General features: G+C 62.2%; 10 protein-coding genes. 2 read left to right on the top strand and 8 right to left on the bottom strand.

The window, feature by feature from the left end:
- Positions 1-28: 28 nt before the first annotated feature.
- Positions 29-943, bottom strand: coding sequence for a DMT family transporter (locus tag AC3WK8_RS23305; RefSeq protein ID WP_256592346.1), 915 nt, complete (start codon positions 941-943; stop codon positions 29-31).
- A 102-nt stretch (positions 944-1,045) separates the two neighbouring features.
- Between AC3WK8_RS23305 and AC3WK8_RS23300 the strand changes: the two genes are divergently transcribed.
- On the top strand, positions 1,046-1,993 hold the full coding sequence (locus tag AC3WK8_RS23300; protein ID WP_103325954.1) for a LysR substrate-binding domain-containing protein: 948 nt from the start codon (positions 1,046-1,048) through the stop codon (positions 1,991-1,993).
- A 15-nt stretch (positions 1,994-2,008) separates the two neighbouring features.
- Here the strand turns inward: AC3WK8_RS23300 and AC3WK8_RS23295 are convergent, their stop codons facing one another.
- The 6 genes from AC3WK8_RS23295 to AC3WK8_RS23270 all read right to left on the bottom strand — a co-directional run bounded on the left by AC3WK8_RS23295 (position 2,009) and on the right by AC3WK8_RS23270 (position 8,401).
- Positions 2,009-3,136, bottom strand: a complete 1,128-nt coding sequence (locus AC3WK8_RS23295) for an aromatic ring-hydroxylating oxygenase subunit alpha (RefSeq protein ID WP_103325955.1) — start codon at positions 3,134-3,136, stop codon at positions 2,009-2,011.
- 37 nt (positions 3,137-3,173) lie between these two features.
- A complete protein-coding gene (locus tag AC3WK8_RS23290) occupies positions 3,174-4,277 on the bottom strand; it encodes a mandelate racemase/muconate lactonizing enzyme family protein (RefSeq protein WP_022644392.1) in 1,104 nt (367 codons plus the stop codon).
- On the bottom strand, positions 4,274-5,647 hold the full coding sequence (locus tag AC3WK8_RS23285) for an NAD(P)-dependent oxidoreductase (RefSeq protein ID WP_207244984.1): 1,374 nt from the start codon (positions 5,645-5,647) through the stop codon (positions 4,274-4,276). The genes AC3WK8_RS23290 and AC3WK8_RS23285 overlap by 4 nt, the downstream gene beginning before the upstream one ends.
- A 30-nt stretch (positions 5,648-5,677) precedes the next feature.
- Positions 5,678-6,628 (bottom strand): isopenicillin N synthase family dioxygenase, encoded by a 951-nt coding sequence (locus AC3WK8_RS23280; protein WP_022644389.1) that lies wholly within the window; start codon positions 6,626-6,628, stop codon positions 5,678-5,680.
- Entirely contained in the window at positions 6,616-7,122 is a 507-nt protein-coding gene (locus tag AC3WK8_RS23275) for a class I SAM-dependent DNA methyltransferase (protein ID WP_157836835.1), read from the bottom strand. The genes AC3WK8_RS23280 and AC3WK8_RS23275 overlap by 13 nt, the downstream gene beginning before the upstream one ends.
- Positions 7,123-7,597: 475 nt before the next feature.
- A complete protein-coding gene (locus AC3WK8_RS23270) occupies positions 7,598-8,401 on the bottom strand; it encodes a phytanoyl-CoA dioxygenase family protein (protein WP_103325957.1) in 804 nt (267 codons plus the stop codon).
- A 245-nt stretch (positions 8,402-8,646) separates the two neighbouring features.
- Here AC3WK8_RS23270 and AC3WK8_RS23265 point away from each other — a divergent pair, with 245 nt between their 5' ends.
- Positions 8,647-10,062: an amino acid permease gene (locus tag AC3WK8_RS23265; protein WP_103325958.1), complete on the top strand. Its 1,416-nt coding sequence runs from the start codon at positions 8,647-8,649 to the stop codon at positions 10,060-10,062.
- Here the strand turns inward: AC3WK8_RS23265 and AC3WK8_RS23260 are convergent.
- Positions 10,059-10,955 carry a LysR substrate-binding domain-containing protein gene (locus AC3WK8_RS23260; RefSeq protein WP_053129604.1) on the bottom strand — a complete coding sequence of 299 codons (897 nt, stop codon included), beginning with the start codon at positions 10,953-10,955 and terminating at the stop codon, positions 10,059-10,061. The two genes, AC3WK8_RS23265 and AC3WK8_RS23260, sit on opposite strands and share 4 nt — an antisense overlap.
- Between the last annotated feature and the right edge of the window lie 249 nt (positions 10,956-11,204).

The raw sequence follows: 11,204 nt of genomic DNA, 5'->3' as shown, positions 1-11,204 counted from the left end.
GCGGAGGACCGGATGCGACTGCCGCGAGCTAGGCGGTTTTTTTCAGCAGGATGAATCCGGACATCAGGATCATGACAAGCCCGGTGACGGTCCGGGCATTCAAGGACTCTTCGAACACCAGGACTCCCCAGAGAATGGCGAAGACCAGGTAGGTGTAGTCGAACGCGCCGATGATGCTGGGCTCGCCGATCTGGTAGGCCCTGGCGATACCGGTGCTGACCAGCACCATCAGCACCGCGAGCAAGACCATCAACGTCCAGTCGGCCAACTGCATGTACGACCAGTCGCCCAAGAGGAAACGCAATTGACCCTGCTGCGGCTCCAGGGGCCCGGCCATGACGATCAAAAGGCTGCCGAGCAAGCCGCTGGCCAACAGCACCAGGTTCATCACCATGGCCAGCACCATGGCGTCTTCGTCCGCGCACTTGCCCCTGGTCACCACCGCTGCCAAGGCGTAGAGAATGGCCGCGAGGATCGGCAGCAAGGCGTAGGGGCTGAAGTCGTCCGCCGTAGGATTGAGAGTGACCAGCACCCCGGCGAACCCCAGGACGATGGAGAACCACTTGCGCGGAGTAATCCGCTCTTTCAGATAGATGGAGGAGAACAATGTGATGAACAGCGGTGTCGTATAGATGGCCAGCGCCGCCATGGTCAGGGTAATGAACGGCAAGGCGGCATAAAAAGCGATCCACATCAGGGCCAGCAGCAGCCCCCTGAGTGTCGCCCAGCCTGGGGACTGCGGCCATAGACTGTCCTTGCCGTTGCGTAGCAGTACCAGCGCGGCCAGCATCACCACCGCCAGCAAGGAGCGGATGACATTGAGCTGCCATAACGAAATCTGCGCGCTTGCGGCCTTGATGATTGCATCCGAAACGGACAACAAGAAAACCGAACCGACCACTATGATGATGCTTTGACGGTTCTCCACGGACGAAACGTTCATGCTTGCGCTCATGCTGTCTCCCTTCTGGATGTGCCGACAGATTCTGCTCACGCATCGAGCGCGGTTAAAGCGACTTGTGGTTAAGCAGGAGGAACCAAAGTTATGGACAATTTCAAACGCTCGCTCCCGCCCCTCTCCAGCCTTGTGCCCTTCGAGGCGGCCGCGCGCCTGCAGAGCTTCTCCAAGGCCTCGCAAGAGCTGAACCTAACGCAGGCAGCCATCAGCAAGCAGATCCGTGCCCTGGAGGAATACCTGGACGTCACCCTGTTCACCCGCAGAAATCGCGCGGTATTCCTGACCGCGACAGGCAGGGAATTTCGCGATGTAGTCAGATCCTCCCTGCTGGGGCTGGCCACCAAGACCGAGGAACTGCGCAAGAAACGGGACGCCCGTGAAGTCGCGCTGACGGTCCAGCTTTGCGAGGCCTTCTACTGGCTGACACCCAAGCTGCCACTGTTCCACCAGCGATTCCCCGAGATCGACACTCGTCTGAATGCCTCCACCGCCCCCATCACTGAGGTCACCGAGAAGTTCGATATCGCCATCCAGTCCACCGGGCGCCCCTCGGGCGGCCATTCCCGGCTGTTCACCATCAGCGACGAGATCTTTCCGGTCTGCAGCCCGAGCTACTGGCAGCAGTTGCCTGCCGCGTCCCGGACCCTGGAGCACTTGGCCGAACTGCCACTGTTGCATCATTGGGTGGTTCCCCAGGACTGGATGACCTGGGCCCAGTGGCTGGCCCGCTACCGACTCGCGCTTCTGGACGAGACCCGGGGCAAGTTCTTCGACAGCTACCCGGTGATGATGCAGGCCTGTGTCGAAGGCTTCGGCTTCGCCCTGGGCTGGCGCCGCACCACAGAGAAAATGATCGACAACGGCGAGCTGATCCGCCCGTTCCAACAGTCGATCAAGATCGAGGAGGCGCTGGCGGTCTACAAGTGGCAAAAGAGCCCGCTGCGCCCACACACCCGTTGCCTGCTGGAGTGGTTGCGCCACTCTTTCCAGGATGAGGAACGCCCGCTGCGTCGGGCCGTGGCGCAAGAACCCTGACATCTTGCACCAGCCCTAGAGCAGGCCCAAGGCTTGCAGGGTGCGTTTCTGGATGTCATGCACGGCATGCTCGCTGTTGGCACCGAAACCAGGGTCGATCACCAGTCGGCCCTGCTGGTAGCCATCGCTGTTCAACCCCTGCTGGACACTGGCACACAGCGGTACGTCTTCCTCCCTGATCACCGCCACGAAATCGATGATCTCCTGCTCCTGCGCGCTGGGGCGTGCTTGGTTGCAGAACCATTCGACCACCTGCACGGTCCTGTCCACGGCGACCGGCAGGTGATGCAGCACGTTCATGTAGCCGCCGGGGTAGACCTCCAGGCAGAAGTTTGGCCACAGGTACCAGGCGCCGAACTGATGGGTATTGGGGGCGTCTTCGTTCATGGTGTAGCCCTGCTGCGCACCGCTGTCCTGGCTGACATGGCTGTGGTAGTGCTCGTGGATATCCAAACGGTAGCTCTTGAGGTCCAGGGTCTGGGTCGATAGCGAGCGATGGCAGGAAGGACAGTGGTAGCACTCGGAATAGTTTTCCACCGAGACCTTCCAGTTCGCCGCCAGCGGGTATTCCCGGGAGTAAGCCTGGACCAGCTTCTCCGGCTCGTTGGCAAATGCCCGCACAGATGCCTCCATCCCCTGCAGCAAATCGCCCATGGGCACGGCGTCGGGGTCGAAGTTGACGAATACGAAGCCGCAGAAGATTTCGGTGCGTACCGGAGCCAGGTGCACATCCTGCACGGCGAAGTCTTTCACATGCTCGCTCTTGCGGGCGCTGAGCAACTGCCCTCCGGTGTCGTAGACCCAGGCGTGATAGGGGCAAGTGATGACCCCGGGGAGCTTTCCTCGCCCTTCGCAAAGCCGGTGCGCCCGGTGCTGACAGACATTGTGGAATCCCTGCAGCCGGCCTTCCTGGTCCCGGAGCACTAGCGCACTTTGCCGGCCGATATCACGCACCATGAAGTCGCCCGGGTTGGCCAGGCGCGAGACGTGGCAAACGTACTGCCAGGTTTTGCCGAAGATCTTCTGCAACTCCTGGTCGAAGCATTGCTGCTCGGTATAGAAACGGCTGGGCAAGGTGTACGAGGCAAACGGGTCCCTGTGGAAACCGGAAATCGCCTTCATCGCACTGTTGGTGTCGAACATGGGACCTCCTACGGATCGGTGCTGTGAACACGCACCACTAGCCATAGACGGCTACGGGCGTGGTGAAGAGTTCGTCGTTCAATTGCAGACCCAGGCCCGGACGATCATCGACTCGGGCCCGGCCTTCATGGATGCTGAAGCCACCACGGGCCAACTGCAGATCATGATGGCGACAGCAATTCCAGCTAGCCCGGTGTAGGCGCCGCGGCGTGGCGGTCGCCAGGTGCAGCATGGCGCTGTCGGACACCTGTGTTCCGCCGGTGTCCTCGATGTTCATCCGGATGCCCTGCTCCACGCAGAAGTCACGCATGCGCCGGGCTTTGGTCAGCCCACCGACCCGACCGATCTTCAAGCCAATGACCTGGCATACATGGTTCTGCTGGGCGAATACCAGGTCGTCCAGGGTCACGATGCTTTCGTCGAGGATGATCGGGTTGCGAGTCAAGGTGCGCAGATGCTGGCATTGGCGAGTGGTCTGGCAGGGTTGTTCGAAGCAGACCGTCGGATCGGCAAGCGAATTCATCACCGCCGCAGCCTCGGCCACCGTCCAGGCCCGGTTCACGTCGAAGGTGATGACCTCCCCGACCTGGCGCTGCTGCAATAGGCAGTCGATCCGCGCGATGTCCTCTTCCACGCCGCTGCCGACCTTGCATGAGTGAGTCCGGTAGCCCTCGTGCCGGGCTCGCTCCAGCTGGACCTGCATCTCTTGAGGAGTGGCGATGGGAATGCTGCTCTGCAAGCCGATGGCATCCTGGAAGCGCCCGCCGAGCAAGGCATGCACCGGCAACCCGGCGAACTTGCCGAGTATGTCCCAGCAAGCGATGTCCAGGGCCGCCTTGACGTAGGGGTGGCCGGGCAACAACAGGTCCATCGAATGGTTCAGCACATCCAGGTGCAATGGATTGCAGCCGATCAACTGAGGAGCCAGTTCAGCCAGCCCGGCTCTCACCCCCTTGCCGAAACCCGGCAGGTAGGTCGCGCCCCACGGGCAACTCTCACCAACCCCCACCAGTCCCCCATCGGTACGCACCAGCACCACCGTACTGTCCAGCTCCGAGTAACGCAGCTGGCCTCCATTCAGGCTGTAAGGCTCACGGAGCGGAACAGCAAAACCATGGACCTCGATGGCGGAAATCTTCATCCCTGCGCTCCTCCCCAGACTCGCTGCGGCGTAGCCGGCGTGCCAGCCCACTGGCTGGCGAAAATGCCCTGGCGGGCGATCTGCTCCAGCACGAACAGCCGCAAGGCCGTCCGCTGCTGCTCGACCAGCGCGACACTGTCCCGACAAGGTCGGTAGCTCGACAGGTGCTCGGCGACCCAGCTGGGCCCGCAACTCCAGTTCACCACCTGGGCCAACAGCGAAGCCTCCAGCCCCATGGCCGTGCCCAGCTCGATGGCTTCATCGAGGATCACCCGATTGACGCAAGCCAGGTACTCCACCAGGGCATTGGCCAGGGCCTGCTGGTCGGCGCCGACCTCGGCGATGGCGCAGCGGAAGGCATCCGGAAGCGACGGCACGACCCGCCCCAGATGATCACTGACCAACCCGCGCGGATGTCGATAATCCGGGTTGGCGCCATAGGGCGACGGTGCCTGGAAGTTCTCTATGCCCAGGGACAGATGGTTTTCCTCCTCGCACAGGGCCGCCACCTTGACATGATTGTCATGGGACGGATAACGCTCGCCGGCCTGCTGATAGCGTTGCGCCACGATCCGCCCCAGCGGCATCGTCACCCCAAGCTCGTCGGCCAGGGCCACCGTTAACCCCATGTCCTTGACGGTGATCTCCAAGGTGCAGGAACGGTCGTAGCTGGAATCGAGGATGAAGGGCGTCAGCTGGTTGCTGACGAAACAGTTACCGCGGGACGTCTTGACGAAGTCCCACAGCCAGTGCAATGGCAGTTGCGCATGGCGGGCGATAGCCAGCAATTCGGTCCAGGCCACCGTAGCGGCGTAGAACAACAGGTTGGTCAGCAGCTTGACTGACTGGCCGTTGCCGATCCGGCCGACATAGAACGACTTGCGCCCCATGGTCTCCAGCACATCGCGGCTGATGCGATAGCCGGGCTTATCGCCACCGATGTAGAAGCACACATTGGCGAAATCCACGCCCATGTGCGACAGGTTGCTGACTGGGGCTTCCAGGCTGTAGACCCCCTTGGCCCGAGCCAGGCCGGCAAGCTGCAGGGTGTTGTGGTAGTCGGTGGTGGAGGTGTCGATCCACACGCTGCCCGGCGACATGCCTTGCAGCGCACCATCGGGCCCAGTCAAGTTCTCCAGGACGTGGTGTGGCAATGGCAAGCAGGTCACCACTATCTCGCAGCCGGCGGCGCAGCTGGCCGGGGTCCCGCGCCAAGTGGCGCCCCGGGCCACCGACGCTTGCGCCCGCTGCGGATCCACATCATGGACCTGGACCTGATGGCCAGCATCCAGCAATCGCTCGATCAATGGCCCGCCCATGTTGCCGGTGCCGATGAAACCTATGGTCCTGGGACCTGTGTGCTCATGCATGGGTATTCTCCAATACCTTGGCGACGAGGCTCAGTGCAGGTCGCGGGCGCGACCGGCACCCTCGCCCCGTTGCCAGATGGATGCGAAGTTTTCGAGCATGACGTCGCGACAGGCGATCGTTCCCGTGCCGTGCAAGGGGACGAACCTGGCTTCGATATCCGGATAGATGAAGAAGGCGATCGACAGCCTGGGGTGGGCGGCTCGATGCACTACCTGATGGGGTGTACTGACGAAGTGGCCATTGCTCCACTTCATCAGCATGTCGCCCAGATTCATCACCAACGCCCCCTCGCGGTAGGGCACGTCCAGCCAGCGCCCCCGGGACCAGGCCCGCAGCGATCCCTGGTCCCGGGGGTCCTGGAACAGCACAGTGAAGATGCCGTTGTCGGTATGCATGCCGGCGCCACCGGCACCTGCCGGGTAATACAGCGCCCGCTGGATCAGGGTCGGCCTGGCGAAATGCGGGGTGAAGAATCCCGGTGCCTGGCCCAGCGCCTGGGCCATGGCCTGCAGTACGCCAGGGAAGATCCTGCCCATGACCCATTCCTGCAGAGCCAACATATGACGGGCGAATCCGGGGGCCTGGGCCTCCGACGGCAACACGTTGGGCCCGGTGAACGGCAAGTCGCCAGGCGCAGCCTCGATGCCCAGGTCAAAGTGCTGCTTGCAATCCGGCCCGCTCGGGGCATGCAGGGTTTCGCCGTAGGCCCCGACATAGCCCCTGCTGGTCTTGGGGTGAACCTGCTGGTGATCCTGGCCGAAGCGGCATTTGACGGCCTGGGGCAAGGCGAAGAAGCCTTGCGCGGCCCCCATCGCATCGTGCACCAGGCTCGCCGGCACCCCATGGTCCTGCAAGTAGAAGAAACCGTGCTCCACGCAACTGGCACGCAACCGAGCGACTTCCTCGGAGGCGCCACGGGGATCTTGCAAGCGGGCCAGGGAGACGATGTTGTCCAGCCGCCGCGCGGCTAGTGCGGACATACCGAATACGCCAGGTAGTGAGCGGCGACACCGTCGAGATAGGATGCATCCATGATCGCCCCCGCAGGCCGCAACTCGCCATTGGCGACCCACTGGTCCAGCAAGTCGGCGAACCCTTCCTTCTCGTAGAAGGTACGCCGGGTACTGAAGATCACCAGGCCATGGGGGGCGGTGATACGAATCAGCTCATCCAGGGCCCGGGCCGGCAGATGACCTTCGATGAAGGCTCCGCAACACAAGGTCGCGTCATATAGGTGATCGGGAAACAAGCTCGCATTGGCGATGGTCAAGTCGATCCCGGCGTGCAGTGCTTCATAAGCAGCGGTCTTTTGCGCCTCCCTGACCATGGCCGGCGACAGGTCGCAGCCATCCACATGACCGAAGCCCTGGCGCGCCAGCTCGGCACCGACCAGGCCGGTGCCGCAACAGGCGTCCATGACATGCAACGATGAGTAGTCCTGGCATGCCAGGTGCTCCGAGGCAGCTATCAGCAACTCGAACAACCTGACGATGGTCGTCGGTCCACAGTAACTTTGTTGAAGAACATCTTTATCGTAATCAGCGGACCACTTCTCATAATAGTGCTGTAGCTGTTGACAATCGTGATCGAAGCACAATGCCTGATCAACACTAGTAAGTTGCTCCTCGATATTTTTTCGCGCAGAACCATAGGCACTAGCCATTCCATTCTCCTGAAAATTGGTTTTCCGGTTGATGCGAACGGGCCAATAGGTTCTAGACCACGGACAAAGTCATGTAAAGAAATGAATAGATGAATTATCGTCACTCTCCGCTGAAAACTTAACTTATATTTACCCTTACCAAAAGTTAACCAGACAAATAACTAAAATCATCTAGAAAAGATATTCCCAACACATTCAAAGTAGTTAGCCAACATTGTGATTATGATTCGAGGGGCGGCTCACAATAGTGGCGAAACGCCCTGTCGGACGTTCCGCCAGTCGCTGCTCAAGCCCGCCGCCAGACCACCGGGAACCAGTCTTCACGCATGGGATCGCCATCGTTCAGGTCGATGCCGGGAAATGGCGGCGAGGTGCGTCCCGGGCGCTGGATGTAACGCACGTCATCGCCCATGAACCGGGTGGAGAACGCCCGTCGACGGCCGCTCCCGTTATTGCCGGCGGCGCCATGCACGGTGCGGAAGTCGAAGACGATGGCGTCCCCTGGTTGCAGCTCCGGGGAGAGTATCTGGTACTGGCCGTTGTCCACGTCCGGCATGTCCATGAACAGGCTCTCGCCGGTGTGGTCGTCGGTGGCGCCGTAGAAGTCCTGGTTGCTGGCCCAGCTCTTGGGCCGTACCGGCTTGGGCCAGCGATGGGAGCCCAGGACCACGCTCAGGGTGTTGCTGCGGGTCACCGGGTCCAGGGGAATCCAGTAGCTGGCGGTCTGCAAACCATCGACGCAGTAGTAAGGCAGGTCCTGGTGCCAGGGCGTGGGCTTGGAGGTACCGGGCTCCTTGACCAGTATGTGGTCATGGAAGACCTGCACTTGTTGCGACTCCATCAACTGCCCGGCGATGGCCGCCGCCGGCGAGTTCAGCACGAAGTCCTGGAAGGCGGGGATACGCTGCCAGTTGCAGTAGTCCTCGAAGAAGCGCCCGCCTTCGCCGTTGCCGACGTTCTCGATAGCGAAGGCACTGGGTTCGGCCAGGTTCTGCTCGAAACCTTCGCGCAAGCGCTCGATCCAGTCGCCAAAGACCCCACGCAGCACAATGGCGCCATTGCGTTGAAACTCTTCGATCTGCGGATTCATCAAGTCAGCCTCTTGTTGTTTTGATCCAGTATCGAGGCCCTGAACTTTTTCCGTAAACGACAGATTACTTATTCATCAATATAGGAACTTTATATAACCAACCGGTTGCCAGGCCCGGCGTTTGCCCAGTTAATACCCCAGCCTGCCTCCCCCTCATCCATTGCCGGAACAGGAACACCGGCCCCTTGCGTTTCATCATCGGCAGTTGACGCCCGAATAATAAGAACAATCAGGAGTTACTTGAGATGAACGATAAACAGCCTTCCATGCGGCGGGGCCTGAATACCCGTCATATTCGCTTCATGGCCCTGGGTTCGGCCATCGGCACCGGGTTGTTCTACGGCTCCGCCGCAGCGATCCAATTGGCCGGCCCTTCGGTCCTGTTGGCCTACCTGATCGGTGGCGCGGCCATCTACATCATGATGCGCGCCCTGGGCGAAATGGCCGTGCACAATCCGGTGTCGGGGTCATTCGGCCACTACACCAGCCAATACCTGGGACGCTTCCCCGGTTTTCTCACCGGTTGGAGCTATGCCTTTTCAATGCTCGTGGTGTGCCTGGCCGATGTCACGGCCTTCGGTATCTACATGGGCTTCTGGTTTCCCGACACGCCCCGTTGGATCTGGGTCCTGGGCATCGTGTGCGTCATCGGCGCGCTGAACCTGTGCAGCGTCAAGGTCTTCGGGGAAATGGAGTTCTGGCTGTCGCTGCTCAAGGTCACGGCGATCGTCGCGATGATCTTCGGCGGGCTGGCGATCCTGCTGCTGGGCATCCAGCCCGGCGGGGCGGCCCAGGTCCAGTCCGGCATCAGCAACCTGTGGAACCATGGCGGGTTCTTCGCCAATGGCATCGGCGGGCTGGTCGCTTCGTTCACCGTGGTGATGTTCGCCTTTGGCGGCGTCGAGATGATCGGCGTCACCGCCGGCGAGGCCAGGGAACCGCAACGGGCGATACCCAAGGCGATCAACTCGGTGCCACTGCGGATCCTGCTGTTCTACGTGCTGACCCTGTTCGTGCTCATGGCGATCTACCCATGGTCCAAGGTGGGTAGCGAAGGCAGCCCGTTCGTGCAGATCTTCAGCGCCCTGGGCATCGAGTCGGCGGCGGCCTTGCTGAACATCGTGGTGATCTCGGCGGCGATCTCGGCCATCAACAGCGATATCTTCGCCGCCGGGCGCATGATGTACGGCATGGCCGAGAATGGCCAGGCGCCGGCGAGCTTCGCCAGCCTGTCGCGCTTCGGCGTGCCCTGGATGACGGTGGCGGTGATGTCGCTGGCGCTGCTGGCCGGTGTGCTGCTCAATTACCTGGCACCGCAGAACCTGTTCCTGATCCTGGTGGCGGTGGTGACCTTCTCCATCGTCTGGGTGTGGCTGATGATCCTGCTGTCCCAGGTCATGATGCGCCGGCGCATGACGCCCGAGCAGGTCGCCACCCTGGCCTTCCCGGTGCCGCTCTGGCCGGTCGGGCCGGCCCTGGGCATCGCCTTCATGCTGTTCATCTTCGGCGTCCTGGCCTGGTTTCCCGATACCCGCACCTCGCTGTTCGTCGGGCTGGGCTGGCTGGCGCTGCTGTCCATCGGCTACTGGCTGTGCATCGCCCGGGCAGGCAAGCAGCCGGGCGCCGTGAGCAAGCCGGTCCCGGCCGCCCCCGTGCCCTAGCAGGCAAACTGCTGGCTGGCCCACTCCTGGAAGGCCTGGGCCACCGGCGACGGACGCATGGCGCTGGACTGAGCCAGCACCACCGGCTGCGGACTGACGGCCTCCAGCAACGGCCGACAGGCCAGCGGCTGGCCGTCATAGCTGCGATCGCCCACCGGCCGTGTGCAGGACAGCGCCACGCCATACCCATGGGCCACCAGGCCGCGCTGCATCTCGAAGGTCTGGGTCAGTTGCAGCGAGGCCGGTTGCAGGTCCTGGGCCCAGAACAACGACAGGAAGTACTCGCGGGTACGGGCGATGTCCTCGAGGATCAGGCACTCGGCGGCCAGGTCCACCAGCGAGACCTGCTCCCGGGCCGCCAGGGGGTGATCCACCGGCAACAGCGCATAGGGCGTCAGCCGCTCCAGTACCTGTGCCTCGATGTTCGGACTCAGGCCCACGCCGTAGGTCAGGGCCAGCTCGGCCTGGCCCTCCAGCAAGCGCCGGTTGACCCCCGCCAGGTCGCTCTCGAACAGGGTGATCGAGACCTGCGGGTGCAGCTGGCGAAAACCGGCCAAGAGGCGCGGAGCGAAGTACGGCCCCAGGTCCTGGAAGCACACCAGGCTCAGGTTGCCGCGTAGCCCGGCCTGGTGATCCTCGACGCCGACCATGGCCCCTGCCCGGCCCAGGATGTCCCGTGCCTGTTCCAGGAGCTTGCGGCCCGCCGGGGTCAATTCCAGGCCACGGCTGACCTGGCGGTGGAACAGCTTCTGGCCGAGCACCGTTTCCAGCTGGGCGATGGCCAGGGATACCGATGGCTGGGAAATATGCATGGCCCGGGCCGCGGCGCTGACACTGCCCTGCTCCGCGGCGGCGACAAAATACTCGAGCTGGCGAAAGGTGAATCCGATCATCGGCCTGGACCCCTGATTATTGTTTGTCCCGATCATACAGCCGCCGCCCCCGGCCAGCTCCGGTAAAGCCTGCGACGATGAGCTTCCCCGCTCCCCCCTCTACCCTGGAATCCATGCCCAAGGCGCGCAGCCCTGGGTTCGATTCGTGACTTCAAGTCAAAGGTGTTTGGTCAACCGATGGCTTAATCCGCCAGCGCCCGGTGGACATACTACGTCCATTCCCAAGCGGTCCTGCGCTCCGGGCCGCCA

Source organism: Pseudomonas sp. FW507-12TSA, from assembly GCF_058781435.1.
This window is presented reverse-complemented; position numbering and strand designations above follow the sequence as displayed.

What these genes read in the sequence shown, in the direction of transcription:
- AC3WK8_RS23305 (WP_256592346.1), bottom strand. Translation starts at nt 943, where the DNA reads ATGAACGTTTCGTCCGTGGAGAACCGTCAAAGCATCATCATAGTGGTC.
- AC3WK8_RS23300 (WP_103325954.1), top strand. Translation starts at nt 1,046, where the DNA reads ATGGACAATTTCAAACGCTCGCTCCCGCCCCTCTCCAGCCTTGTGCCC.
- AC3WK8_RS23295 (WP_103325955.1), bottom strand. Translation starts at nt 3,136, where the DNA reads ATGTTCGACACCAACAGTGCGATGAAGGCGATTTCCGGTTTCCACAGG.
- AC3WK8_RS23290 (WP_022644392.1), bottom strand. Translation starts at nt 4,277, where the DNA reads ATGAAGATTTCCGCCATCGAGGTCCATGGTTTTGCTGTTCCGCTCCGT.
- AC3WK8_RS23285 (WP_207244984.1), bottom strand. Translation starts at nt 5,647, where the DNA reads ATGCATGAGCACACAGGTCCCAGGACCATAGGTTTCATCGGCACCGGC.
- AC3WK8_RS23280 (WP_022644389.1), bottom strand. Translation starts at nt 6,628, where the DNA reads ATGTCCGCACTAGCCGCGCGGCGGCTGGACAACATCGTCTCCCTGGCC.
- AC3WK8_RS23270 (WP_103325957.1), bottom strand. Translation starts at nt 8,401, where the DNA reads ATGAATCCGCAGATCGAAGAGTTTCAACGCAATGGCGCCATTGTGCTG.
- AC3WK8_RS23265 (WP_103325958.1), top strand. Translation starts at nt 8,647, where the DNA reads ATGAACGATAAACAGCCTTCCATGCGGCGGGGCCTGAATACCCGTCAT.
- AC3WK8_RS23260 (WP_053129604.1), bottom strand. Translation starts at nt 10,955, where the DNA reads ATGATCGGATTCACCTTTCGCCAGCTCGAGTATTTTGTCGCCGCCGCG.